16 protein-coding genes are annotated in these 26,237 nt (G+C 54.1%); all 16 read right to left on the reverse strand.

Annotated features, from left to right (window positions below):
• Window positions 1-27: 27 nt before the first annotated feature.
• Complete coding sequence (locus SSKA14_RS06875; RefSeq protein WP_008267353.1) at window positions 28-3,363, reverse strand: cold shock domain-containing protein; 3,336 nt, start codon at window positions 3,361-3,363, stop codon at window positions 28-30.
• Window positions 3,360-5,996 (reverse strand): chromosome segregation ATPase, encoded by a 2,637-nt coding sequence (locus SSKA14_RS06880; protein WP_008265595.1) that lies wholly within the window; start codon window positions 5,994-5,996, stop codon window positions 3,360-3,362. Before SSKA14_RS06880 ends, SSKA14_RS06875 begins: the two co-directional genes overlap by 4 nt.
• A 2-nt stretch (window positions 5,997-5,998) precedes the next feature.
• Window positions 5,999-7,939 carry a hypothetical protein gene (locus SSKA14_RS06885; protein ID WP_023124772.1) on the reverse strand — a complete coding sequence of 647 codons (1,941 nt, stop codon included), beginning with the start codon at window positions 7,937-7,939 and terminating at the stop codon, window positions 5,999-6,001.
• Window positions 7,933-11,289: an ATP-binding protein gene (locus tag SSKA14_RS06890; RefSeq protein WP_008266894.1), complete on the reverse strand. Its 3,357-nt coding sequence runs from the start codon at window positions 11,287-11,289 to the stop codon at window positions 7,933-7,935. The genes SSKA14_RS06885 and SSKA14_RS06890 overlap by 7 nt, the downstream gene beginning before the upstream one ends.
• Window positions 11,286-12,629 (reverse strand): serine/threonine protein kinase, encoded by a 1,344-nt coding sequence (locus SSKA14_RS06895; RefSeq protein ID WP_014603592.1) that lies wholly within the window; start codon window positions 12,627-12,629, stop codon window positions 11,286-11,288. The genes SSKA14_RS06890 and SSKA14_RS06895 overlap by 4 nt, the downstream gene beginning before the upstream one ends.
• Window positions 12,622-13,344 (reverse strand): PP2C family serine/threonine-protein phosphatase, encoded by a 723-nt coding sequence (locus SSKA14_RS06900; protein ID WP_232281369.1) that lies wholly within the window; start codon window positions 13,342-13,344, stop codon window positions 12,622-12,624. Before SSKA14_RS06900 ends, SSKA14_RS06895 begins: the two co-directional genes overlap by 8 nt.
• Window positions 13,335-13,823: a hypothetical protein gene (locus tag SSKA14_RS06905; protein WP_023124774.1), complete on the reverse strand. Its 489-nt coding sequence runs from the start codon at window positions 13,821-13,823 to the stop codon at window positions 13,335-13,337. The genes SSKA14_RS06900 and SSKA14_RS06905 overlap by 10 nt, the downstream gene beginning before the upstream one ends.
• Window positions 13,820-15,583 carry a DUF1887 family CARF protein gene (locus SSKA14_RS06910; protein ID WP_023124775.1) on the reverse strand — a complete coding sequence of 588 codons (1,764 nt, stop codon included), beginning with the start codon at window positions 15,581-15,583 and terminating at the stop codon, window positions 13,820-13,822. The genes SSKA14_RS06905 and SSKA14_RS06910 overlap by 4 nt, the downstream gene beginning before the upstream one ends.
• Entirely contained in the window at window positions 15,580-18,255 is a 2,676-nt protein-coding gene (locus SSKA14_RS06915) for an FtsK/SpoIIIE domain-containing protein (RefSeq protein WP_008268248.1), read from the reverse strand. Before SSKA14_RS06915 ends, SSKA14_RS06910 begins: the two co-directional genes overlap by 4 nt.
• Complete coding sequence (locus SSKA14_RS06920; RefSeq protein WP_031757235.1) at window positions 18,252-18,482, reverse strand: hypothetical protein; 231 nt, start codon at window positions 18,480-18,482, stop codon at window positions 18,252-18,254. Before SSKA14_RS06920 ends, SSKA14_RS06915 begins: the two co-directional genes overlap by 4 nt.
• Window positions 18,475-18,819 carry a hypothetical protein gene (locus SSKA14_RS23305; RefSeq protein WP_033940875.1) on the reverse strand — a complete coding sequence of 115 codons (345 nt, stop codon included), beginning with the start codon at window positions 18,817-18,819 and terminating at the stop codon, window positions 18,475-18,477. The genes SSKA14_RS06920 and SSKA14_RS23305 overlap by 8 nt, the downstream gene beginning before the upstream one ends.
• Window positions 18,816-20,126, reverse strand: coding sequence for a hypothetical protein (locus SSKA14_RS06925; RefSeq protein ID WP_040007204.1), 1,311 nt, complete (start codon window positions 20,124-20,126; stop codon window positions 18,816-18,818). Before SSKA14_RS06925 ends, SSKA14_RS23305 begins: the two co-directional genes overlap by 4 nt.
• A 16-nt stretch (window positions 20,127-20,142) precedes the next feature.
• The gene (locus tag SSKA14_RS06930; RefSeq protein WP_012206006.1) at window positions 20,143-20,412 is read right to left on the reverse strand and encodes a WXG100 family type VII secretion target; all 270 of its coding nucleotides are present in this window, start codon (window positions 20,410-20,412) and stop codon (window positions 20,143-20,145) included.
• The gene (locus SSKA14_RS06935) at window positions 20,412-21,146 is read right to left on the reverse strand and encodes a VWA domain-containing protein (RefSeq protein ID WP_012206007.1); all 735 of its coding nucleotides are present in this window, start codon (window positions 21,144-21,146) and stop codon (window positions 20,412-20,414) included. Before SSKA14_RS06935 ends, SSKA14_RS06930 begins: the two co-directional genes overlap by 1 nt.
• 80 nt (window positions 21,147-21,226) lie before the next feature.
• Complete coding sequence (locus SSKA14_RS06940; protein ID WP_008266576.1) at window positions 21,227-24,232, reverse strand: DEAD/DEAH box helicase family protein; 3,006 nt, start codon at window positions 24,230-24,232, stop codon at window positions 21,227-21,229.
• Window positions 24,233-24,243: 11 nt separating this feature from the next.
• Window positions 24,244-26,229 carry a site-specific DNA-methyltransferase gene (locus SSKA14_RS06945; RefSeq protein WP_033940889.1) on the reverse strand — a complete coding sequence of 662 codons (1,986 nt, stop codon included), beginning with the start codon at window positions 26,227-26,229 and terminating at the stop codon, window positions 24,244-24,246.
• Window positions 26,230-26,237: the final 8 nt, after the last annotated feature.

Raw genomic sequence — 26,237 nt, forward strand, 5'->3', positions numbered from 1 at the left:
TCAAGATATGAAAATCATCTATCAAAATTAAATGGTCTCATCAGTATTTCCATCAGAAACACTAGATATGTGAATAGCGTTCGCACCATCGTCACCAGTGAGGTACAGGCGCAGCGCGTAGAGCAGATCGGGGGTGCGGTCGCCTGAGGGTTTCTGGATGTTGATTTTCACACGGGAGAAGAGCTTGATGTTGGACAGTGTGACAATTTCTGTCACTCGCTCGATTTTCTTGGCCAATTCCTTGGTGATTTTTTGATGCGGCTGAAGGAGAATCTTGATTTCGGGGGTGGATGATGCACGGGTGCGAAGCAGGCCGAGCAGAAGTTCAAGCGGTTCTGTCGTGGCGCGAATCCAGTTGCGAGCAGTCCACTCGTCTTTCCGGGGCGGATATTGCTTGATGTTGAGCATGATGTTCAGAGCATTCAGAATGGACTGCAAGTTGGCGAGGCTGAATTTCTCAACAAACTGCTGCTCTCGCCAGATGGCATAGGCCAAAATACTGAGCGCGTCATTTGACGGATTCGCAACGAGCTGGGATAGCAAATCTTTCTGCCATTGCTGCGAAACATCACCAAGCGCGAAGCCGACGGCTCGCAGGTCACGAATTTTCTGACCCTCAACCTGCCCGGTTATCCACTGAACGCAATTTTCAGGCGCATCCTTGTGCATACAGGCCATTAGAAATCGAATTTCATTCTTTACTTGCTCAGGAATGCCACTCTCGTTCAGCAGGGCAACGAGGTGTTCTCCTCTGGCCTTTATTGCGTCGGCAAACCCTTTCGGACATTCACGGTCTCCAGTCGAGCGCCCATCGCGCCAAACCTGAATGACAGGAAAGTAAAGTCTCTTGCGTATACTGGCAACCAGATTTTTTGCTGATTCTTCGTCAAAGTTTTTCAGACGCACTTCATCTTTGTATCTCGGCCCTGCCACTTTCCAGCCAGAGAATTTCCCATCGCGCTCCTGAAGCTCGAATGAAATTTCTGCCCCCTCAGTGAAGTCGGCGTAGCTCAGTTCATGAACAAAACTGTTCTGATGAATGAATACAGACTCATCGGTGGATTTACATGTAGCAAAGGTAAACTGCCCGCCTATTTTGTCGGTCAGCCACTTTCTGTTTACCGTGCCAGTCGTCCTCTGTTTGGGGCGGATGTAAAAATCACGGTCAAGCTGTTCAATTGCCCTTTCCACCCAGTCCAACAGATCAGAGGTTTTATTACTGTCTTGCTTCGGAAACCGCTGCAACTCCGCCCAAGTCATTGGCTGCGGATATTCCGGCGCAGGGGCATCGGTGATTTCTTCCGTGCGTCGCCAGGTAGCGCGGATGGGTGGGAAAGATTTGTCGCGCGGTGTGAAGACGAGTTTATAGGGATCATCCGCGCCGTATTCAAAGGTCAGGTTCAACTCGCAGTCAACCTTGTTTTCCAATGGGAAGGCGGGTGAATCGAGACGAGCAGAGAAACCGAAGTCGTCACCCTTATCGCCGACATAGAGCGGAAACGAGTAATGCGGCCTGCCAGCGGGCAGTGTGAAGAATTCATCAACCGGGATGGTGACGGGTTTACCCCGAATGGGTTTGACTGTCGTTCCGCGCAAAACCAGGTGGAATCGTTGCTGATGTCCATCCTTCATCACTTTGACTGAAAGCTCAGGAATCTGGTCGCGCCAAAGTGGAATATCAGCCACCTGTTGTTGTAAAGCATGTAGATGGATTCCGCCCATAACGGGGCTTTCCATCAAATTGATGCAGAACGCGAAATTCCCGATGTTTGGAATACGCTTCAGGTGTGCTGCCTCAATGAATGGGGGCTTTGCCGGGCGGATCGCATCGTGCCACCGCCCGTTGGCATCCAGCGTGATGATGTCGTAGCCGCTGCCACCTAGCCTTTCTGCTTCCTCGCCAGGGATAACAACCGGCGGGCAACGCTCCCAATAAAAGCCTTTGGTGATGGGAAGACGTTTCGCCAGGTCTTTGTCGCGCTTGGCGATGAGCTTGGTGGCGGTCGTCTTGCCGCCAATGGAATCAACGACGATGATGGCGTAACCCTCGCCCGTGATTTTGGCCGGGTCAGCTTGAGCGAACACGGCCGCCACACTTCGCGGCAACGGCTCGGCATTCGGGAAACGCGCGTTGAGGTTGCGACGGATGACTTCAAGCTCGAAATCGTTGAGAAAGTCAGGCGCAAGCCAGATGAGTGTATCGTTCTTGAACTCTTCGCGTAGCCGAGTAGTGAACGCGCGGGCGGCGGGGTCAAAAAGCTCAGTGGCGTTGTCTTTGGCGAAAAACAGATCTGGCGCAGAAATGGTGGTCGCATCGGGATTCAGCCAAACGGCATCGGAACCAAAGAGTTCGATGTCAACGGTTTCATTTTCGCGCTGCCACCTCTGCCAAAGAAAGGGGGCCGCCAGCGACTGCGCTCCTTTTCCGTCACCACTGGCATAGCGGGGATGCAGGGCTGTGATATCAACACAAATTGGTTCGGCACTCGCGCTTTGTCGCAAATGCCGGGGCATCTTGTACTTCACTTCCTTGAACAAAGGTGGCTTGGAAGTCCACGGAAGAATCTCAAACTTTTCATAATCGAATAGTAACGGTATCTCAGCAAAAAGATGCTTTCCATCAAGCCACATTTGCGCGCATTGCTGCCAAAGGCGCATGGTTTTCTCGCGGACATCCAGTTGAGAAAGGTCGCTGGTGATGTCCTCATCGAGGGTTTGCAGCCAGCGCCATGCATCCCACACGTGACGGTAATCTCGGTGTGCTAGTAGCGTGTTGTTAGGTGGCAGATTTTCCCAATTGCCGATGGCTTGCGCCTCATCAGAACGCAACCATAAGTAGATTTTTGATAGAAGCTCATCCTCTTGACCGAGACAATCACCGCGTAAATCAAGCATTTCCGCAAGGCGAATGGCAAAGGCTTTCAGCAAGCGATTTTCCGGCAGGTCGACGGATTGAAAACGACGCACAGCCTGTATGTAGGGGTTACCTGCCAGTTTTTCCCGAATGGTACGACCCGGACGATTACTCAGCTTAATAAAACTGTTGGCATCCAGTTCACGCACAGCATGAACAGGCAGTAGAGCGTGTTCGCGGCGAGGACTTTCGTTGAGAGAATGAAATAATCGCTCGACAGAAGCGCGGCAGTGTTCCGTTATGCGCCAAAGGCGGTCACGGGTTATCTCACTCGCTTCTGGCTGTGCGACTTTGGCGAGGAACCCTGACAAGGATTTCGGCAGAGCCGCGCCGGTCTTAGGATCGAAATCCGTGATTGAACCAAACCAATTCATTTGCTCAAGCAGTTTTTTGGCAAGTTTTTCTTTGGCACGGAAGTCGGTATAGATTTTTTCTAGAGTAATACTCATTGCTTGGCGTGAATCCTTCCTGCTCTGGCATTTTCTTCAAGTTTCACGCGCAGCTCATCTCGTTGCTCTGGTGTCTTTAAGTTCCACATTTTATGACGCTTGTCTGAATCTGGTTCATCTTTCATAAAAAGGGAGTGTGGCAATTCAGCATTGTCCGAGTCTCGACTGGCCGTGGATCTATCATTGGTTTCCGTGTCACCGACGTTTAGGTAATTTGCCGACTGCCAAATAAACTGACCATAGCCAAGATCACAGGCAAGGTCGAAATCCTCTGTCAGATTGAATGAGTTACTGCCGATTCCTGTAACGAGTTGTCCACGAATCCTGTCCAGGCACTCTGTCTTGCTCTTGCCGCGTGTATCAATACCCCGCAATTTGGGCATGACCTTCTGCACGAGTTGATCCTCGAAGGCGACATGCATAGCTCTGGCAAGCGCATCTTTATCGCGTGCAGCACGGACATCCGGGTAATTGGCCATGTAGTATTCAATGGATTGCCAAACGCGGTGACCGAGGGCACGGCCTGTAACCGCTAAAGAAGCATTGATTGCTTCAATGAATTTTTTGAACGGGCTGACTTGATCGTCGGAGAAGTTGCTGCCCTGTGCTAGCCAACTCTGCCACGACGTTTTGTGTAGCGCCGGGCCTCGATTTTTGTCATCAAGTGGAGCAAGCTTCAGGCGGCGTTTGAGTTCCGTCGGGCGCGGAAAGTTGATGATGATGGAACGGTCAAGCACCTTGTCCGAAAGGGACTTGGTGGTTTCGTCCTGGTTCATCGTCCCTGTCCAGAGTACATTACGACCGAGGGGAAGCTTATAGGGTTCCATGCCGGCGCCAATTTTCACCGGTATGAACGGAACATCATCACCCTTTCTGCCACGCCGCAGTTCTAGCTTGCTCAAAAACTCTGCAAAATAAAGCTCAGGGTGTGCCAGATTCATCTCATCAAGCAGAACAAGACACACTGCGTCCTGCAATCCTGGATAATCTGCTTGTTTCAACGCTTCAATCAGCTCTTTGTCCTTCTCAGGGTCAAGTGCTATTTGCTGATCTGGCGACATACTCTGCCAACGTCTAATGCGCTGTTCATATTGTTCGCGGCCTGATATCTGACTTTGCGCGAGAAAACGCAGCACCGGCTGTGCATCGAATTTATTGTCTATGGAATTGAAAAAGCCCAGCATGGATTCCTGCGAATCCCAATTAGGCTGGACAGACAGCGGCTCGAAATAAATTCCGCCAAAGTGCGAGTAGAGGCGCGGCAGTTCGGATTTTCCGGTTCCGGAAACCCCTGCCAGGACAGTGAGCGGCGACCATTCCGCTGTTTTGAGAGCTGTATGAAAAGCTTTCAAAATACGTGGATTGAAATGTAGTCCGTATGTATCGCAAGCATTACCAATCCCAGTGAGCCAAGTTAGCTCATCGATCTCGTGCTGCACCGGCTGCTTGACCTTATCCACACTGATGTGCGGCATCTCAATTTCTTTGTAGCGAGCGGTAACTTCAGCAGGGCGCTCATAAGCTGCACGCAAACGCTTGAGTTCGGCTTGCGCTTCGTTGGCTGCTCCCTCGAAGATGGATGCCCTTTGCGCCAGAGATTTGTTTTCGGCGTTGAGCTCCGAGCCTTGACGGCGCAGCTCGCCAATTTCAGCGACCGCAGCCTCATTGGTGGAAAGTTGCCGTTCTAACTGGTCTGCCCGTGTTTTCTGATTTTTGGCTTCTGATTCAAGGGCTTGATACCGCTCGCGCATTTCCTCAGTAGGTCGGGTAGCAAGCTCCTCTCGTAGGCGTTTGAGTTCGTCAGCCTGGCTGTTCAGCGCACGCAGAATTTCAGCAGGGTCTTTGCCACCAAGTTGCAACTTTAACTGTTCGAACGCGCCGAGAAGTTCGTCTTGAGTTTTAAACGCCTCGCGCAGTCGAATGTTTTCCTCTTTGGCAGATTGCAGAGCAGCCTCTAGCGATTTTCGGCGATCCTCAACACGCCTCTCAACCTCATCGTCCAGTTGCTCGCTGCGCCTCTGGTTCTGCTGTTCCAGCCGTTGTTCTTTGCGTTCGAGTGTCCGCTCTGAAGTCTCAAGCTCTGCCTGTCTTCCTTCGACTTCGCTTTGCAAGGCGGAGAGTGCGCCTTTTTGTTTCTCAAATTCCGTGCGCTCTGCATTCAACTGCTTTCGAGCGTCACCCTGTTGTTTTGTCCATGCATCGCGCTCTTGGGCGATTTCTGTCCGAATGCGCTCCCGTTCGGCGTTTTCGGCATGGGCAACCGCACCCAGTCGCTTTGCTTTCAGCTCGGAAATTTCAACCTCCAACGCTGAAAGGTTTTTCTCTCGCATCTCGGCAATTGCTCTTTCGCCCTGGGCGCGCTTTTCACGCAGCTCATCATTCAGCGCGGCTCGTTCATCGGCAAAACCTGCATCACACTTTTGCTCAGCCTGCGTGACGGCCTGCTCGCGCTGCGCCAGCTTGGCCTTGTCTTGCTCGATGACTTGACGCTCTGCAGTCGCATCCCTTTCACGTGTAGCCACGGCGGTTTCACGGCTGGCGATTTCGCTTTCCTTGGTGTTTATCCAGCTCTCACGCGCGTTCAAATCGGCAAGCCGCTGGGCTTCGGTGTCGGGTTGGACGGGGCTGTTCATTTTCAAGATTCCATAAGTGTTCTGATAGTTGTGAAAGCAGCTTTGCGAAGCTGTGCGATGTTCTCTTTGGGCAATGGCAGCGGCTCGTTGCCATGCCCACGCCGAGCGATAAGGTTTGCCATATCGCCGATCAAGGACGGCTGCGTGTCATGAATTGCGGCAAGTTCATCAGCATCGCTCACCAGCAGCCATGCAAGAACGCAAGCCCCGAGCGTTTGGCTGCCGCCTTGCAATGCCTGGCGCACAGCCGATGTTTTGACGGTTCGCAGGCTCTCCGACAAGCCTTCGCAGAAACCAGCCTCAACAGCCTTGCGTTCAGCCGTGTCTTTGAGCTGCGCGTCACTGGTATCGGACGGCAGCCTGCCTGTCAAAGCTCTCTCAAATGATGACTGGATTGCGGCATAAAGGTCGCGGACATAGGCCAAAGCGTCATCCCCGTCATGGCAAGACTGGAAAAAACGTTCCGCGTGAACCAGCCGGTCTTGCAAGTTTGCGCCCAGGCGGTTGAACAACTGGTGGCCGAACTCCTCCTGAATGCTAGTGCGGGCATCCAGCAGTGCATCACCCTGCTCGTCCTTGTCTGGCGCGGTAGGAGGCGTGTCGGTAAACACGATGCCTGGCACAAGCGCATGAACGACTTCGCGCATGAACGAATCGTCAGTTAGTGCCTGCTGCGGTGCGTCTGCGCCGCCCTTGCCGTGGCCCTTCTCGTTGCGTTTGGCGTTGATAGCGAACAGGCGAGTGATGAGGTCTGAATACGCGGCCGCAACACGGCGCAAGGGATGCAAAGCGTCGTCTTGCGCTTGAAGCAAAGCTATGGCAAGAACCGTCTCTTGGAACGCGCCGCCGTCCTCAAATTCCCGCAGCTTACCTTCCCGAATCGGCCTGAAGCCAATCGGCGGCTGCTCAAGACCGAGGGCTTTCGCGGCCTGCTCAAGCAGGGCTGCGTGTTGGTCTTGCGTAGTGAATTTCAGCCTTGCAATAACGGAATCAACCGGTCTGCGGCAGCAGGTATAGAACAGCGCCCATTCGATTGCGGCATGGATTTGGGCGATGGAGCGGAACGGGCTATTCCGCAAGGGGCGCAAATTGGCGACGAGCTTCGGGTAGCGTTGCCGGTTGGCATCGTTGTCGAACGGCTCTTTGACCGTGGCATCCTGCTTTTCTGGACGAGGAGTGCTCAATGACTGCTTCCAACCATGCAGCCACGTGGTCAGGCTTTCCTCCTGCTCAAGCAACTGTTCGAACGATTTTTCGAGAATCAAGGAAAAACCGTTGCCGAATGGGTCGGCGATGCGGAATTCGCCATCGCTTTTCTGGATGGCGATAGGGCAGTCAAGGTGAAGCAGGTCGGGCTCGGCAACTATCGTGATCTGCTGGACTACGGGCATCTTGGTGTCCTTGCCGAACGCAGACGAGCGCTTTTTCATTGCGCGCAAAGTTCTGATTACATCACGCGGCGCGGGTATCGCTTTTCTTTGGACACCATCCCAGCGGATTATCCGGAAGTCTTTGTCCTCGTTTTCCTTTTTCCGCATGGGGTTTCTGTCGTCCAGCCAATGCAGGAAGGGCAGAATTTTTCCAGTGGCGAGTTCGCGGAACAAAAGCGCGGTAACGAATGCCGGGGCACATTCTTCTTCGCGCTCCCGCTCAATGATGGCATGGTGGTCGTCAATCAAGTCCTTGTCTTGCAAACGGAGCAGAACGCTCTTGACCAAATCGACTGGAATGCGGGTTTCATCCGCCAGCGCATCGGCGTTCATCAAGCCGACAGTTTCAAGCAGTTTCAGGATGACGCGTTCAAATGCGTTCAAGCCATCGCCATCGTCAAGAACTCTGGGCAAGGTCACGCGGTATACGTTCACCGGCCACGCGAGGTGGCGAGGCCTGCCGATGATCCCTCCGAAGGGGGCAGGTTTACCGTAATCAAGGAGCTTCAGCATGGCAGCACCACTCCTTGCTCGCGGCATAGTCGAAGGAAATCCACCAGTCCCGGCACAAAGTCCGCCGCGAGTTCACTTTGCAGCAAACCCGTATCGCCAACGACCACCAGTAGCTTCTTCTGACGACTCATCGAGACATTCAGGCGGTTGTAAAGGCAAAGGTGTCCGAACAACCCTGTGGCCTGCTTTTCACGGTCATCGCTCTTGGATTTCCAGTTATGCGGCAAGGTTCGCACCATTGAGAGGAAGACGACATCGAACTCCATGCCCTGGAATGAGTCCACCGTGCCGACGCGGAGTTTTCTCTCGTCGTCCGCGATGCTGCCGAGTTGTCTCTTGATGAGTTCGGCCTGCGCCTTGTAGAACGAAATCACGCCGAACGAGAGGTCTTTGCCTGCATCTGAACTCATCCACGCCTGCAATTGGCGGGCAATAACGGTGGCCTCTGCCGGGCGCGTCCAACTGGTTCCGCTGCGCTGGTGTCTGCCTTTCGCCGCTGGCACGTCCAGCCACACAGCAGGTTTACCGTTTATGCCGGGCAGGTTGTGGGCGAAATCGCTTTCAGGCCGTCCAGAGCCGAATTGTTCCGTCGGATCGAAGCGTTCATAAAAATTGCGGCTGATAAAGCTGCCGAGCAGTGGGTGCATCCGATACTGCTTGTCGAGCGTGACACGGCGGGAGATACCGTCGCCGTCTTCCAGCGTTTTCAAGCGGGTGGCGAACAGATACTGGAACATGGATTTCTTGAGCCAGTCAGTTTCATTCTGTGCCGGTTCGTCGGCCGATGCTGCCTCGCCAGCCTCCATTTGGCGTGCTACCTCCTCATCAATGATATGCGGCAACTGCCGATGGTCGCCCACCAGAATGATGCGCTTGCCTTGCGCCATCGGAACCATCAGGTCGCGGGGTGAAACGCGAGCGGCTTCATCCACGATGACATATTCGTATTCCATGCCTTTCTGGTTTTCATTGACGTCGCGCCCGACAAGCCCTTTGCGCTTTTGCATATCACGATTGACGCTCTGTTGGCTGGTGGCGGCAAAGGCAAAACTGTATTCGGACAGGGCATCTACCATGCCATAGGGGTTGCCTTCCAGTTCGGCCAGAAACTCGGCCAGCGCAGCAGATTTTTTATCCTTAGCCGAATACTCGGCGTTTTTGATGCGTTGTATGGCGAATTCTGCCAATGCAAGCACTGCGTCGTTCTGCTTTTCCACGCGAAAAATCGGTGGAGCGGTGAACCGGGCGAAGAGCCTCTTTTTCAACGCGACCAGGTTGTCCAAAAATGGCGCTGGGCCATCTTCATTGCGCCACAGACTGGCTTTGTCCAGCAGTTTGCGTTCGTCTTCTTCAAGCACATCACGCAGGTCATCCAGTGCGTCCATCGCCCTTTCTGGCCCGTCGTCAGAAAAGCTTTCATGGCGAACACGCAGACGGCGCGCTGCATCAAGCCATTGGGTGGAGCCATCGTTGAGGTTTTCCTCGTGCGCGAGCTTTTTCGCCAAATTCGCCGACCGCCGAGCGCCGTCTTCGCCAAGAATTACACTGCCGAGCGCTGTGATTTTCCCAGCAAGGTTGGCGGCGAGCGCGCGTGACGGGGCTTGGACATATTGCAGGCACAGGTTTTTTATTTCCCGCTCCTGCTCGGCTTCCGCAATCTGGGGATTGCGCTCGCGCAGTTCGGTGGCAAGCGAGCTGCACCAGGCTTCAAGATTGCGCTCGAAGGTGCTGAGATCGTCTTCCGTCGCGCCAGACCGTTTGCCGAATTTCGGCACGGGCAGGCTGTTGAGCGAGAGCCGCTCGATCATGTTTTCCACCGCATCGTGCTGAAAGCCGGTCAGCAGCACTTGGCCTTTGATGTTCGCGCCGCGCTTGTCGGCCATCTCGTTCAGCCGCTCCAGAATGGCGGCGATGACGGTGGTTTTTCCCGTTCCCGGCGGCCCCTGAATAAGCGCGAGATCTGGCGTATTCAGCGCAACCTCAATAGCCCTTTCCTGCATGACGGTTGGCGGATTGCGAAAGACCTTGTTGCGAACGAATGCGGTGAGTGACTGGACTTTTTGCGGCGGGCGGACTTGTGTGATTTGCCCCTGTTCCTCAATCAATAGCCCAAGCTGTGGATTGGCGGAACGGCCTTCCAGAATGGCTTGACGGGCCGCCATACGCCGTTTGATCTGGGTGGTTTCACCGGCCAGCGACAGGATGAGCGTGCCGGATTCCTTGGGCAGAGCCTCGATTTTGAGCGTAAGTACACGGGTTTCCTGGTCAAACCCGACGACATCAAGGTAGGTCTTTCCTTCACGTTGCTCGCGATTTCCGTCGCCCTGCTTGATCTTCTCCGCTTGCTCAATTCCACTTGCAAAATCCTTGAAGCTCAAGCGTTCATCTTTCAAATAGTCCGGCAGTTCATCCACCAACTCGACTTCAGGTACGGCACCGTTCCCCAGCGCTTTCAATGCAGAGTCAAGTGCCTGTGAAATGCGAACCGTGACGGTTCCATCCCGCTCCTGAGCCATCTCTGTGAATTGTAAAGCCCCCACTTCGCGCGCTTGCTTGAGCAGCAATTCGCCCTCCATGTCACCAAATTCATCCCACTTTTTCAGGTAGCTGTTGTCGTCTTGGGTAAGAGCGCGCATTTGCGCTTTGGCAAGAGTTTGCACTTGCCCTGCTTGTGTCCAATCGGCAAAACGCAGCCGGCCTTTGGCGAGGCGCAGGGCGCGGTCGGGTTCTTTTTTGGTCCTGGTTATGCGTGTGGCGATGTAGATGGTTTGGCCGCCTGGCATTGCTTTTTCGGTGGCAATGAAGCGGATACCTTCGCCAGTAACACAGAAAGCGTTTATTCGGGTCGGCTCCGCAGCTGCATCGCGTGGCGTGTCCTCGCCGACAGGTTTCAGTTCTTCATCAATCGCCGGGCCAGCAGTCAGGAAGAAAAATGCGTCGTTTCCCAGTTGGAAGCAGCAAAGTTCGCCCAGCCTCTTGTAAAGTGCCTCGCCCTTCGTCCGCATCTTTTCTTGCACATACTCATCCACACCGATTTCAACATCGCCCATTTCCAGGCAGACGCCAGTGAAAAAACCGATCTTCAGCTCGATGCTGCCATCGGCGGCAGGGTTTTCAAGTTGTGCAAGCAGGGAACGCCCACTGGCAAGTTCAGCGTTGAGGCGGCGGATGTCAACAGCCGCGACGGGGCGAACGAAAACAACCGCGTCTCTCAGGCGGATTTCAAATTCATCTGCGCGGGATAGGCTGGCCTCTACCGAGAATACTGGCTGCTCTTGCAGGGCTTCGACATTGTCAGACCGCTTGATGCGGACAGTTATGATGTTGACAGGAATGTCCTGAAACTTCATTTGCAGGCCTCCACGAACTCAAAGGTGAGGTTGTCCGGGAAAGGCAGCGTGCCCCGCACGGGGACTGCGGTTTTGGCCGCGAAGTTCAGCATGGCTTCGTATGCTGTGTTATCGAAATACTCGAATGAAAACGGGTGAAAAAGCCGCTGCGGCAATCTGAACTCCGTGGCACCACCAGGAATCAGGATTTCCCAACGTGGCGTTTTGACGCGAATGAAAGCCGGGCGCGCCGCGCCACAATACGGGCATTGCGCGTATTCATCGGCGAAATGGCTCATGCCACATTCGAGGCAATCCAGCGACTGATCCGCCGCCCTCGCAAGCTCCAATATCCAGAACGCCATTGTCGGGCGGCGGTGCGGCAGTTCACGTCCTGCACCGAAAGTTTCCTGAAACAGGCGGCGTAATCCTTCTGTTGCGACTAATACACGGGGCAGGCCTCCAACTCCTTCGTTGGAATCGTCATCTTCGTCATCCACGAAAGGCAAGAAACCAGCGAATGCCTGTTCGTTCAGATCGGTGGCAGTGCCATTGGGCGCAGGGTCGGCATCCCAGCCGTCTTCTTCATCTTCGGGCTCCAGTACTTTCTTGCCAATGAAAGGGTGGCAAAGCGCCAGTAGCTTGAATGTCATCACAGCGAAAGCCCAGCAGTCGGTTCGCGGGCGGGATTGGTCACGGCCCAGCACTACCTCCGGTGCACCGTAGCCCGGCGTATAGACGGACACGCCGCCGCTGGGTAACTCCAGGCGCATATTGTCGGCATCTATGAGCCAGACATCGGTGGTGTCGTCTTCGCCAATGAAAGCGTTGTTGGTGGAAATGTCGCCATAGACCAGTCCCGCGCTGTGCAGGCGGGCGAGGATGGCAGCGCACTTGGCAAGCGCGAGCGAACGGCGGCGGGTGGAGCCAGTTTGTGCGTAATGCAGCAGTCGCAGCGCCAGGTCCTTGTCAGGAATCTTCGTCAGCCATTGGGGCAAGGCTTGGCTTTGATCTTCCAGCTTCTTTTTGCTTCTGCCGTCCAAATCGAAACTGGCGAAGGGCTTCATGCCGCTCAACAGACGCATCACATAGCCCGGCTCGTCGCGCAGGATGGCGAGTGGCAGGGAAACGGGGATGCGCCGTGGTATGGGCAACAGGCGGACGTGCTGGAAGCGCTCGCGCAGATTGGCGTTTTTGTCCGGCTGGCCGGCTGCGTCCAGCGGCTGCTTGACGGCCAAATCCGCATCCTTGGTGCGATAGACCACGCCTTGTCCACCGCGCGCAAGCTCATCGGCCATCTGATGAACATTGTCGTATTCATCCACAAGTGGCTTCAGAGCCTGGTGTTCGGCGTTACTCATCTGCAACCTCCTCACTGCACAGGCAGGCGAGGGTTTTATCGTCGCTGTGCTTGGGCGTGGGCCAGTTTTCGAGCATCTCGTGGATGCGCCGGTTGGCACTTACCGGCGCGAGGGTTCGATGCGTTTCGGCGAAACTGCTCACAAACCCGTCAGCGTTATCCAAATCGTCAGCCACCCCATCAGTGCAGAGCAATACTGCGATGCACTGCTCCCCCGGCAGCGACAAATACTGCCAGTCTTTGGCGGAGACCTTGGAGGACAGCGCAATGGTGATATTGGAGAAGCCTTGTGTCTTGTTTTCCGACAGCGAAACGACTGATCCATCGGACTTGGCAATAGCGGCAAGTCCGTCGCCAAGCATCCCTAGGTGGATTACGCCATCCAGGCGTAGTGCGAAAAGACAGGTGGCCGCGCAATCGCGAGGTTCCAGCGGAGCGACAAGCCTCAGCCAGTTAGCTTGGATGTTGCTAAACAGCGCGTTGTGTTCGATTTCACCACTGGTGCAACAAGCCCGGGCTGCGAACTCGACGGCGAGACAGGCAGCATGGCTGCCGAAGCTGGAGAAGGGCTTGGAGCCAACCCCGTCGGACACGACGATGCCATCACCCCAAACATGGTGAAACTTCGCCCATGCATCCTGATTTGGCAAACCTTCGGCGATATGGCTCGGGCCGCGAACGCTTGCCCCAAAACTTTTCCAAAGCGTCATGCCCATTCCTCATCCGCCTGCAGCCAGTTATCGAGTACGGCGAGCACTTCTTCTGCGGCAAACACCTTTGCGCCTTTGAGCCCCTTGGAAAGATGCGGGTTGGCATCCGCGCCGATTTGGATGACGCGCAGCGTATCCGGCGGTAGGCCTTCCTGCCAGCGGCTCAGAGTCTTCACGCCGTCTCTTGTCCAGAATCCATCCGTGAGAATCAGAACCTTTCCATCCGGCTCGCTACCCAACAGTTGAACCAGCGCCTCGCCATTGGTGCTTCCATGGCAAACCAGCATTTCCACCGGGAGATCGTCCGTGACGCTCCAGTTCGGGATGCTGCGTGCCTCGCTGCTCCAAGCACAAAGGCGGATTTCCGCCTGTCCATACCCATGCCGCACCCATTGCGCCACGGTCGTGGCCAAGGTTCGCAGGATGAAGGGCTTGCCTCCTTCACTCATGCTGCCGGAGATGTCGCAAACCAAATGGAGCATCATGGCGTTGCCTCACTCGCTTCAGCCCGCTCAGTGATGCTGTTCATCATTGCCGTTATCTGCTCAGAAAATGATGCACCACTCCAAAGCATCAGCCTGGCATCTTTTATTTTTTTCTTGACCGACTCAGTATTTGGGAGAACACAGCAGGCAACGATACCGCGACCTTCAATTCCTCCGTAGAAGCGCACAAGGTTCTGCAGCTTCATAATCTGCTCTTGCGTTACATTGCCCGCCTTGCATTCCACGATATAAAGCGAATAACCGTCGGTGAATGTGATGTCCAGCTCGTTGTATTCAACACCGAAGCTCGAATAGCCTTTTGACTCTTCTAAATTCAAGTTCAGCTTGACATTGATGCGCAAGTCTTGAATGACTCCAGCATCCTCGTAGGGTTTGCACTGCAAATAAACAAACTCCTCGAACCAGCCGCCAGATAGGTATTTGGCGAAATCAGGCCATTTCTCAAATCTCAGATCTAATCCGTAGCCCTGGACGGATACTGCCTCCATGTCATCCAGCTTGAAATTGAAGCCGTCACGACAAATCTCGAATGGCCTGAATGCATTGTTATAGTCGGTCAGTTCTCTATAAAATCTACGCACCTTGTCACGATGCAGCCAAAGGGTCTCGGTCAGAAGTTGGCGACTTGGCGATATATCCTTCATGAAGGAACTGCCTGCAATCTCCAAACCATCGCTATTCAGGTGCAAAAATGTCTCGATTGAATCAATCTGCCTGATTTTTTCGCGCCGAACACTGTCAATGAATATGACGCGACGATTCTTGCTGTCAAAATAAAACGGAACAGCGCCCAGTTCACGTGCAGCAGAGAGCGCGCCAGCAAACATCAATTTTGTGCCGCCAGTTAAATTGATTCCAATTCGTGTTTTTTCTGGAAATTGCTTTGCCAGCTCGGTGATTTGTTCGTGAACAGCGCGATCATCCCAGGGGTCAACGGTAAGTTCATGCAGGTCCCGAGAGCCAATAAAGGTTTGCATACATGCAGCAGGGAAGTCTTTTGAGTTGACAAAAATGTGATGCGCCGACTCAAATTGCCGGATGCTCAACAAGGCAGGCATCCGTTGCTCACCAAAAAGATGGAATGTCACATCGAACCCGTTGGAGATGCCTCGGATCGCAGCCTGTTTTGAGCTGTGTCGCTCAAGCCACTCAGCAGGCAACGCTATGACTTCAGGTGCTTTGCCAATGATGGACGATGCTATGAGTCTTTTTTTGAGCTCAGGGTAGCTCAGCGCCGCGAGCGCCCAGACAAAGGCCATCACCGGAGTTCCTGGGCTGAGATAGAGCGTGACGAGCTTTTCACCTGGCTCCTGTTCAACCCCATCCAGTGCCCGCATTGCGCTAGCGTAAATACCTTCGGTGTCGTTGAGCTGGTAAAGTTTCTCGCTATTTAAACGGATCCTTGCGTTGCAGCCCAGGGCGGCGGCTTTCTTTTTCAGCCAGGCTTCAAAATGTTCATGTGCGACAGAGGTATTGGCGAACCTGGAGACAAACTGATTAGTAAGCTTCCAGTCTTTCTCTTGCCCCATGCTTCGTATTGACGCCAATTCAAGCGTGAACGTCTTCTGTGCCTCGATCAATTCGCTGGCATCATTATCCGTCCGGGTGTAACCCAGGATAATGATGTCCGAGTAGGACGCGCCCGCAAGGGCGCTCGCAATAGGGCCGTCGGTATTCTCAAACCCCAGAGACGCGCGAAAATCGGTGATTCCATACCACGTGAGCAGAAATCTCTTCATTGAGTGCTTTCCTGAACATATGGCCGGAACCATGTGATGTCATTCGTCATTTTGTTTACGAATACAGCTCGGCTCGGTTTTTCAATACCTTTGAACTTACCAACACCGCCACTCACAAGCGATCCGGCATCGTCTTCATTCATGCAGTACGCCACGCGCAATTCGAAAAAGGAGAAAAGGTCTTTGCAGGCACTGGCACAGCGCTGCCAACGGTCAACAAAAATAAATACAAACGTCCCCTTTCTTGGGCCGTCCTCGGCGAGACGCTTTAACAAGTCAGCCGGGGTAGGTGGTTCGCCAGGCTTGGGCGATCTAAACGCTGGGGCTGGCTGTAGTACTTTCTCGGAATCCAGGCCATCGATAATCAATGCTACGCGGCGATTCCCAATATCGTCTGATATCGCTTGAAGTGGTAGCTCGGATATATCGTCGAATATCTTGAGGCGTGCACCGAGCATCTGCGCTGCGGCTGAGAATCCTCCTCCTGGGGGGATCCCGCGCGCGTTGAAGTACACGATTTCATCAAAGCCATCGACGAAAGTCAGACTAAAAAGCGTAGCGGACAGGAGTCCATCGTGAATGTGGTCATTGTAGCCGCTGAATAGAACATTGAACGCGGATCGACGAGTAAGTGATACCGTCAACGGTTTTGAATCGAATGCGAGGTTTTCGCCCAAAAGAAGAGCTTCTTCATGCGCACAAGCTGTCTGATATTCAAAGGGAGACGGTATCTGCGGAAGGAATGCACCGCTGAAGATTTTGGTTTTTTCAGCCACCCCAGAAAGAGATGTACGCGCTATCAACTTCGTCAACAAATCACGTCGATGCTCACTTTCTCCGGCGAATGGAATCATGAACTTCACATTGCCGGATTTGGCACCATTAGCATTGTTGATGATGCCTTCAGGTGGGCTGCGCAGCTCTGCGGCTGCCCAATTCCCGCCCCCGAGGATCATTGCGGAGTCTTCCTGCCCACAAGCCAGTGCAATACGGCATCCCAACTGGGTGATGATGCTTCCGATTGACTGTGCGTTGATGCCTTTCAAAGTCTGAGTAGCCAGGAGGATGTGAATACCGAACGAGCGCCCCTGTTTCAAGAGCTTCGACAGCAACTGCTCAGCAGCTTCTGCCACCTGGCGACTTTCTGAGAACAGAATTTGGAACTCATCTATGACTAGCAGGACGCGTGGCAACCGTATCCCGCTTGATTTTCGGTATTCGCTGAAATCGTTGACATTTTTTGACTTGAATATGCGTGCACGCGTTTCCAGTTCATCCACAAGATGCCTTAATACAGTGACGCCATATTCAGGGTCACTTTCCGTAGCGACAAGGCGGGCTTGTGGGACTGGGGGAGTTGCGTAAATATTGAACTCAGTCGATTCCTTGTAATCCAGTAGATAAAGATCAAGCTCCTCGGTCGGGTATTTCTCGCATAACGTGTGAATCAAAACATGGAGCAGATTGGATTTTCCCGAGCCTGTCTTCCCCGCAAGCAGTACATGATGCTCGGAGTCCGTCGCGCCCAGTCTCAGGGGAGCGAAGTCGCCTGTGGTCGTCCAGCCGATGGGAATATCAAAGCCAGCAAGAGTCGTCTCACCCTTGCCGAAGCTCGTCCAGAGATCAGGCATCGTTTTCTTGAAGCGCGTCTTAGCAGCACAATCTTCAACGAGCTTTGCGAGAAAGCCATCCAGCACATCCTGTCGCGGCCATTGCTCCGGCTGGTATGTGAATGACAGCTCGCCAGCCCCAGCGCGTTGCAACAGATCATTCAGTTGCATGGTTGAGTTTTTCAGCGTGGCGTTGAGCTTTTCATATCGCCGGTCTTCCATGCGCTGCTCATCAATTGCAACGATGGGCAGCACGCCGCAGCGTGGACCGTTTTCAAAAATGCGGCCAAGAAACCAGAGAGATTTTTCCGACATCTGCTCTGGCACATCAAAAAGCACCACCACCTTGTAAGGTAATGAATTGCCGGGGTTGATCGCGTTGTATTCCGACCAGTTGGATGCCTTGTCATTGAACCGCTGCTGGATCAACTCCTCAATTTCGTCCGTCAGCTTTCCGAGCGCAGCTTCGATTTCATCCGAACGAGTAAGAACATGACCTTGCGGCACCAATTGCTCTACCTTCAGCAATGGCCGGAACGGCTCGACCGATTGCCCCTGCTGCAGGGGGTCAATCAGTGTCAACTCTACTTGACCTACTGGCAAAGCCTGCAGCAACCGTAACAAGAGACAATGCACGAGGCGTTTCTGCTCTGCATCGCCTTGTGAAAAAACAAGAGCACTGGATAAGGGGAATGAGATGAATTTAGGGGCCTGACAAGATAGCTTCTCAAAAGAGACTTGCTCCGTGCCAAGCACAAGACCTGCTGGAATTTCTGATGCCATCAATGGCTTATCTACACAAAAATCCACGAAGGCAGGTTGTTGTTGTCTGAGCTGCGAGCTTGCGTTCGCTATAGCAGTTGCATTTCTTTCCCACTCTTTGGAAAAACCTGCCTGCCAATTCGACCTCCTTATGTTTCGATTGCGTTCCTGGTCTTCGCTTAATGCTTTTTTGGTGGTATCGAATTCGCGGTCGATGCGCGCACAACCTTCTTGATAGTCCGCAACTGCCTTGTGTAGCTTGGAAATGATGCTCTGAAAATCCTTTGCGCTTCCACTCATTGATTCCACCCGCTGTCTTTGAATTGAAGCTCGCGAACGTCATTCAAAGTTCGATCAATGGCGAGCGATTGTTGCTGAAAAGCAGCATTGAAAATGCAGAGTGAATCGACTTCCTTGAGAATCGGATCAAGTACATCGGCAACAATGGACGCGCCGAACGTATCACGCACTCCCTCGCGAAATTTTCCAGCACACATCGCAGCCATTCCAAAAGCCTCATCAAACATCAGCTTCCTCCTCTTCCATATCACCATCGATTGGAAGTTCGAGAACATAGTGGTCAGCTACCGAGACTTTGGGAAACAGGGGTGCGCAAATAGTCCCAGGCAAAAGGTAGCTCGATTCGAACTCCGGGCTCTTGGCCCTGAGTTCGCTTAGAAATGCGCGCCACTCTTGCTCGGACAACTCAATCGATCTGCAATTAACTGTCAGCTCCAAGAGGCGTGCGGTGGACGCATCCACACCGTCCATATTTCCGACATTGACTGCACGCAGGAGAACATCAACCTCAGCTCGAACTTGCGCGAGAAGGTCATGGCTAATAATTGCGAAACGTATTTTCATGGTTGCTCCTCCTCGTTTTGGCGGATGAAATCAAGACAGGACTGATCTATTTCATTTTTCCTTGGCAGCATTCCCACCATCGGTGAGCCAGCTTCGCGCAGGGCATCGCGCAGTTCTTTCTGTTTTTCTTCTGGCAAATCGTGGATGTCTCGTGAGCAAAGAGTGCATTGCGCGTCTGCTTGCTTGTGCCCTTCGGCCTGAAAAATCATGTGATCTTTCTGCGAATAGAGGTATTCCGCCTTGCCGCATTTCACTTCGAATGCCATCGAGCCTCCCACAGGAGCCCCCATGCCCTCACCACGTCCCAGAATGACCGGAACCCGCAAGTCAGTGACTATCAAATCTGTTTTTGTGTAGCGTCCGTTATCGCCCACAAAGGTTCGCCCTTGCGTCTCGATCCGGCCGCCAAGTGGCGCAAGTGCGTGCCGAACTATCTGCTCCCCGAATTCACCGCTCAGGTGTATCCGTGCCTTACGTGCGACGATGTTTCGCTCTGCATCACCCTTGGCGGCTACCCATTGGTTCCGAAGTTTATCGACCTGCTTGCGATACGCTGGATCACGGTCGTAAAGATATTCCTGAAGCAATCGTCTCTGCTCTGACGATAGGTTCATGCGGTCTCGCAACATATCCGGAGTCACAGGGCGGCCATCTTTGGCAGGGTCCCATTTCAACCAAGCATGGAATTGCGCAGCGGACGGGTTTGTCGCGAGATAAGCATCCAGTGCTTGTTGCGCGGATATCAAGCGTGCAGTGCCAGCTTCAATCGCCTGATCGACAGTTGCCAAGTGCGCATTGCATGCTTGTAGGGTCTGCTCCAGGGTATGTTCCGCCATCGCCTCGGCCTGATTCGCAAGATCCACGCGCTGCTCCATGGATATGCGATCTCCTTTCGCCACCTCAAGCTCTGCTCTTGCTTGCTCCAGCATGCTCTGAGCCTGCTCAACAGCGGCTTCTGCTTCAGCCACGGCAGAGTCCTCGCCGGAGCAGTCCGGGCAACGTCCATCGTCATCGTGCGGCTGAGCAAGGCAAGCAGATAGCGCAGACTCGGCGGAAGAAAGCGAGCTCTGACTGCTATCGAGCGCTTGCTCAGCGCCGTCAACATTTTGCGTGGCGGCTTGCTCCTGCTGGATGGCACTTTCCAACATGCTTGCGCTGTTCTGCGCTTCTTCACGAGCCTCTGCGCATTTCTGCTCCGCAACAGCAATTTGTTCGCGGCATGCGGCCTCTAGCGCCTCGCGCACTGACTGCAGATCGCGCACGAGGTCTTCCAAATTCTCCACTTGCCCAATTGAAACTTGTGCCATTGCGACCTCGCTGCCCTTAGCTTTGCAAATAATCCCGCAGCCGCGCCGCGAGCGCTGCCAGATATGGAACCTGCTCAGACGCGTTGTCGTTGAAGTGTTGCAACTGCTGAACGAGCGCGTTGTAATCCTCCTCAAATCGCGCCCGCTTTTCGTCTTGCCAGGTGTCTCCGAGTGAAGCAAAGGCACCGTTAAGATTGCCGACAGCATCGTTGAGCGAATCAATAAATTGTTGTAACGAATATGCGAAGCGCTCAAGTTCTTCTGGATCGCCGATTGCTTGTGCCATTACCAATACCCTCCATCTTCTGTCGAAGAACTTTGTGTCACAGAGTTCTGTTTATCCTGGCGTGCTTCGATTGTGGCCGGCTGGATGTCAATGGTGCTCGCTTCAGGTACATTATTTGGCGTCTGTGACTTCGTGCGAATGGTCACCGACATGGTGACAAACTTGAAGAAGTCACGTAGCTGCTTGGCGTTCTCTGCGTAGAAGAGGCGATTCGAGGTGCCTTCGATAAATTTCCCAAGTACCGCCTCGTCAGCATCAGCGCCTATCGCCATTGCCAAACGGTCACATTTTGCAGAGCGTCCGTCGCTAATAAACGCGTTCAGAGGTTTTTCCCACGCATCATTAGGCCCACCATCAGAGACCAATACGACCGTTGGACGATACGCACGCGAAGGAATGACATCTTTGTCTTCGATCATCGCTTTGGCCATTTGCAATGCCGTGCCAAGCGGAGTCATGCCGCCAGCTGAAAGGTCCTGCCAATGAATATCGCTGGCGCTGGCAAGCGGCTGATGCAGCGCTACCTGAGAACCGAAAGTGATGATCGCAACATGGATTTCAGTTTCACCGTTCTCGGTGTCGCTGAACGTATCCAACATATCGCGAACGGCATCATTCACATTGCGGATTTTCTCTCCGCTCATGCTGCCGCTGACATCGAGAAGAAGCACGACTGGTAGAGGCTTCGCTTTCGGTGCCGTGAATTTCGACGGGTCGAATGGGATATTGCTCATATAAAAACTCCTTTATTCAAAGCTACGGTGTCCGCTCGTGTGCATGACGAAAACTTATCGTGCCGTCGCGACGGCAGAACCTACCCCTTTGCCGCCTCGGTCAAAAGATCACCAACCGAGCGCGCAACCACATACCGGGCTGGGTTCTCGCCGCCCTCCAGCGCAGTGAAATGCGCCTTGCCGCATTCGATCTTGGCGCTTTCCTTGTCGCGCATATCGTCGGTGAACAGGCTGCTCTTGGTTTCCACCACAAAATACAGGTGCTGAGTGCCGTCTTCTTCCACCAACACGGCCCAGTCGGGGTTGTAGGTGCCCAGCGGCGTGGGCACTTTGAACCAGCCTGGCAACTTGGCGTAGAGCTTGATGGCGTCGTTCTTCTCCAGCCCATCGGCGAAATCCCGCTCAGTGGTCGAGTCGTACACCACGTGCTCGTAGATCGACTTCTGGGTATCCAGCAGCATGTTCTTGAGATAGCCGGTGAGCTCTTCCTTCTCGAACAGCTCCTGCGCATAGACATGCTGGTCACCCAGCTTCTGGTACTTGATGCCATCGACCAGGGCCAAGCGCTTGCAGCGGTTGATGGTTTCGGCAGTCAATTCGATGAACTGCTGCGGATTGCGTTTGAAGTCGTTCAGGCGACCGCTTCCCGTCAGGATGCTGACGATGGTGCGCCGGGTGAGCTGGGTGCGATCCTGAAGGTCGGTCAGCAAATCCGGCAGCTCAATATCCGCCTCGTCCAGCACCACGGTCGCCGCGCCCGCTTTCTCCGTCGCGGCGACACCCGCCTTGCCGATAGAGATGTCGGCCTTGCGCCATTGCAGTCGTGCTTTGGCAATCACCGGGGCCTTCTGCAACGCTGCGATGCAATCCGTCACCAACTTGGCGTTATCGAACTGCACGCGGTACGTTGTTTGGTGCTTGATGCGGTCCCACAGTGCCTTGAACTCGTCACTCAGATAAACGGCCTTGCCATCCTTGCCCTTGCGCAGCGGCACTTGCCTGCGTTCATCGGCATTTTTGATATCGAGCCGGCCCGACACCTTGCGCAGCACTTCAGCAATCTGGGCCTTTTGCGCATCAAACTCGTCCGGCAGTTCCAAGGTGCCGTTCTTCAGCGCCGTTTTCAGTGAATCCTGCACCTTGCCTTTGGCATCTATATGGCCGGCGGCTTTCAGGTGCTCCCACAGTGCCTTTGATTGCTCGATGCCCAGCGGTGCGGCGTGCCCATCAGCGCCAGTCACGGCAATGGCGGCAAATTGGTGCTGCTCCACGATGCCAAAGCGGATGCCTGTGTCTTTCTCGATTTCCTTCTGCAGGTTTTCGGCAAACTGTTCGTAGTTTTCCGTGGCCACCACGGTCAGGGTGTTGACCTCAAAGCCGCGTACCCGCTCGCCATCCTGGTTGACGCACAGACGCAGGCCACGGCCAATGGTCTGGCGGCGCTCGCGCTCGGTCTGGATGTCGCGCAAGGTGCAAATCTGGAACACGTTGGGGTTGTCCCAGCCTTCCTTGAGGGCGGAGTGGGAGAAGATGAACTTCAGCGGCGTACCGAAGGACAGCAGCTTCTCCTTCTCCTTCATGATCAGGTTGTAGGCGCGTTCGGCATTCTCCCGGTTACCCGCATTGTTCTCGGCGGTGTCAGTCCAGCCGCCTTTCTTGTCGATGGAGAAATAACCGTTGTGCACTTCTTCGGCGGCGGACTCCAGGTCGATCTCGGCAAACAAACTCTGGTAAGCCGGCAACTTGGCGGCACGGCGATATTCCTCCTCGAACATCTGCGCATACACACCCTTGACCGGCTGGCCGTCCGCATCGTACTGACGATATTTGTCCACCGCGTCGATGAAGAACAGGCTCAACACCTTGATGCCCAGCGGGCGCAGGTGCTTCTCCTTGTCCAGGTGTTCCTTGATCGTGCGGCGGATCATCTCGCGTTGCACGGCAAGCGCATCCACATCACCGTGGGCTTGGCCAGGTTGCAAAAACACCTCGCCACCGGGGTAGCGCAGCTCCATGAACGCTTCGCCCTTGGCCGTGTTGATCTCGCCGACGCGAAAATCGGCATAGATCGCGCGGCCATCGGCGCTCTGCTGGAGGTCGTCGCCGTCGCTGACCGTCACTTCAGCCCGCTGCACACCAGTGGCGGTCTGTTTATCTAGCTCGACCTTGGCGCTGATGCGGCCGCGCTTGTTTTCCACCTTCACCAGGCGCACAAAGGGCCTGTTGTGCGCGTCCTCTACCGTGGCCGACGCCACCTCGATCTGCTTGACCAGTTTGCGCTCGTAGGCATCGACGGCATCGAGGCGAAATACCATGTGGTGCTTGTCCACATGGGTAGCGGAGTAGCGCAGCGTGCAGAGCGGGTTCATGGCGTCCAGTGCTTCCTTGCCACGGCCTTCCATGCCGCCGTCCACGCTTTGCGGCTCATCCACGATGATTATCGGCCGGGTTGCCTTGATCAGGTCGATGGGCTTCTCGCCGCCGGTTTTCTCGCTCTCTTTGTAGAGGTTGTTCACATCCTTCTTGTTGATGGCGCCCACCGTCACCACCATGATCTGGATGTTGGAGCTCGTGGCGAAATTGCGCACCGGCCCCGGCTTACCGGAGTCGTATAGGAAGTAATCGAAGGGTACGCCCGCGTAGAGCCCCTTGAAGTGTTCCTCGGTGATCTGCAGGGTTTTATAAACACCCTCCTTGATCGCCACTGAAGGCACCACGATCACGAACTTGGTGAAGCCGTAGCGTTTGTTCAGCTCGAAAATCGAGCGCAGATACACATAGGTCTTGCCGGTGCCGGTCTCCATTTCCACAGTGAAGTCGCCCGAAGTCAGCGAACTGGAAGGCGGCAAGCCACCGCGCAACTGGATGTCAGCCAGATTCTTGAGCAGCTCGTCATCGAGCAGGGTCAAGCGGTTGCCAACGCCAAGGTCGGACTGCGCCACGCCCAGTGACATCTGCACGTCATCGGGCAATTTCATGGTCACCGTGAATTCGGTGCGGCAGACCTCCTGACCACGGAAAAGATCGCATACAGCCTCGATGGCCTGCATCTGGTAGTCGAGGTTGGGCTCGAAGTGCAGTTTCATGGCAAGCCCCCTTACAAGCTGCGCACGTTCTGGATGCCGTGTTGCTCCAGAATGGCTGCGAGATTGGTTTTGGCCACGTCATCGGCAAAGGCGCTGTCGCGGAACACGCAGGTGGTGTCACCGGCAGGGGCCAACGCCTTGTGCCAGCCGATGATGCCCTGGGCGAGCGGCTCTACCTGTTCGCGGGTGATGGTCTCAGCCAGGCACGCCAGCAGCACGCCGCCGCCAATGGCATGGACGTGAAGGCCTTCGATATTGCGCTGTTCGATGGGCACACACAGATCCAGCCCCAACTTGAGCAGCAGTTCGTAAAGCACATCAGCCTCGCTGCGACCTTCGAGCAGATGATCCTGATGGTCGAATAGTGTGGCTTCCAGATCGTCTGGTTTGGGATTCCAGACGCGGATATTGGAGGTGTCGAGCTTGAAGACGCGGAAGCCGGTGTCGCCCTGCCAGCCAGAGCTTTCAGCCTTAATCTTGGTGCCTGCGCGGCGTAAGCGCTCTTTAGTGAGTTCTGCGATAGAACGAGGCTTGGTGATCTGGTCGCAGAATTCGGCTGCATTTTTCTGCCCCTTATCCTCCGGATCGAGATACTGGGGGAGTTGAACAAGAATAAATCTACGGTTTCCTTCATCTAAGAAATTCTGTGCCATTACTGCATGACCAGTTGTTCCAGTTCCAGCAAAGAAATCAAGAATGATGTCCTGAGGAGACGCACCAATTGTTACAAAGTCACGAATTAATGAGCGAGGTTTTGGAGGGCTATCGAACACATTGCTTCCCAGCAACGATGAAATTTCGGCCGTTCCATTACTACTACTGTACTCAGGCTTGTAGAGAATCGATTTGGGCTTGCTGGTTGGGAGGTCGCCGAGAGTGGCTCGTTGTTTTTTGTAGATATTCTTTCCTGACCTACCTTCAACAACAATCAAGTTAAAGTTTTCATCGTTTATTTTCTTTTTGCTCCACGTCCAAGAGAGCTCTTCGCCTGCCTCTGAAACTGGCCATAGAGTTAAATCTGAACCTGAGCGAGGCTCATCATCAAGCGTCGCGTAGACTTCACCCTTTTCGTCAATAAAGACTGGAAACCACCCGTTAGGACGGCGCTCCCTCGATGCATCCTGCCCTGTCCGCCTTAAAGTGTCAGCGCGCTTGTAGAGGCCACGCTCATCTTCCAGCCAATCATCTAGCGATTCCTCTGACACTGGAAGTTGAAAAACCACACATTTTTCTTTATTCCGAGCATAAACAACTGTAAATTCATGAGTATCCGCGAAAGCGAAGGCATCGTTATTGCCTTTCAGATTCATGATAGTCGGCAGTAAGCCGATGAAGTTCTCTTGACCAAAAACTTCGTCCATAATTAGCCGCAAGTTAGTGGCTTCAGAAGAGTCAATGGAGATAATTATTAATCCACTATCGAGAAGAAGATTTTTTGCCAGCTTAAGTCGTGGATACATCATATTCAGCCAGTCGGTATGAAACCGCCCGCTGGCCTCGGTATTGCTGCTAATTCTCTGCCCACCTTCTACCTGTCCGGTCAGTTCCAGATAGTTCTTGATGTTGTCCTGAAAATTGTCCGGGTACACAAAATCCTTGCCGGTGTTGTACGGCGGGTCGATATAAATCAGCTTAACCTTGCCGGCATAGCTCTTTTGCAGCAGCTTGAGCACTTCAAGGTTGTCGCCCTCGATCATCAGGTTCTGGGTGGTCTCCCAGTCCACGCTGTCTTCCGGGCAGGGGCGCAAGGTGCCGGTGCTGGGCGTCAGCGCCAGTTGCCGCGCGCGGCGTTTGCCGTGCCAGTTGAGGCCGTACTTCTCATCGGCGTCGGTCACGCTGGCATCACCCACCAACGCCTTGAGCACGTCCACATTCACCGCCACGCCGTCCGCGCCTTCGGTAATCAATTCCGGGAACAGGGCCTTGAGCTGTTCGATATTTGCCGCCACCAAGTCGGCGGACTGGGCTTCGGGGCTGGCTGCCGTGAGTTTTTCCATGGTCTTCT

Source organism: Stenotrophomonas sp. SKA14 (assembly GCF_000158575.1).
In the GTDB taxonomy this organism is placed as follows: Bacteria; Pseudomonadota; Gammaproteobacteria; order Xanthomonadales; family Xanthomonadaceae; genus Stenotrophomonas; species Stenotrophomonas forensis.

Coding starts and splice junctions, on each gene's coding strand:
- SSKA14_RS06930 (WP_012206006.1), bottom strand. CDS start 20,412: ATGGCACAAGCAATCGGCGATCCAGAAGAACTTGAGCGCTTCGCATAT.
- SSKA14_RS06920 (WP_031757235.1), bottom strand. CDS start 18,482: ATGTTTGATGAGGCTTTTGGAATGGCTGCGATGTGTGCTGGAAAATTT.
- SSKA14_RS06905 (WP_023124774.1), bottom strand. CDS start 13,823: ATGATGCTCCATTTGGTTTGCGACATCTCCGGCAGCATGAGTGAAGGA.
- SSKA14_RS06935 (WP_012206007.1), bottom strand. CDS start 21,146: ATGAGCAATATCCCATTCGACCCGTCGAAATTCACGGCACCGAAAGCG.
- SSKA14_RS06940 (WP_008266576.1), bottom strand. CDS start 24,232: ATGAAACTGCACTTCGAGCCCAACCTCGACTACCAGATGCAGGCCATC.
- SSKA14_RS06895 (WP_014603592.1), bottom strand. CDS start 12,629: ATGAGTAACGCCGAACACCAGGCTCTGAAGCCACTTGTGGATGAATAC.
- SSKA14_RS06875 (WP_008267353.1), bottom strand. CDS start 3,363: ATGAGTATTACTCTAGAAAAAATCTATACCGACTTCCGTGCCAAAGAA.
- SSKA14_RS06910 (WP_023124775.1), bottom strand. CDS start 15,583: ATGAAGAGATTTCTGCTCACGTGGTATGGAATCACCGATTTTCGCGCG.
- SSKA14_RS06885 (WP_023124772.1), bottom strand. CDS start 7,939: ATGCTGAAGCTCCTTGATTACGGTAAACCTGCCCCCTTCGGAGGGATC.
- SSKA14_RS06915 (WP_008268248.1), bottom strand. CDS start 18,255: ATGAGTGGAAGCGCAAAGGATTTTCAGAGCATCATTTCCAAGCTACAC.
- SSKA14_RS06900 (WP_232281369.1), bottom strand. CDS start 13,344: ATGGGCATGACGCTTTGGAAAAGTTTTGGGGCAAGCGTTCGCGGCCCG.
- SSKA14_RS06880 (WP_008265595.1), bottom strand. CDS start 5,996: ATGAACAGCCCCGTCCAACCCGACACCGAAGCCCAGCGGCTTGCCGAT.
- SSKA14_RS06945 (WP_033940889.1), bottom strand. CDS start 26,229: ATGGAAAAACTCACGGCAGCCAGCCCCGAAGCCCAGTCCGCCGACTTG.
- SSKA14_RS06925 (WP_040007204.1), bottom strand. CDS start 20,126: ATGGCACAAGTTTCAATTGGGCAAGTGGAGAATTTGGAAGACCTCGTG.
- SSKA14_RS23305 (WP_033940875.1), bottom strand. CDS start 18,819: ATGAAAATACGTTTCGCAATTATTAGCCATGACCTTCTCGCGCAAGTT.
- SSKA14_RS06890 (WP_008266894.1), bottom strand. CDS start 11,289: ATGAAGTTTCAGGACATTCCTGTCAACATCATAACTGTCCGCATCAAG.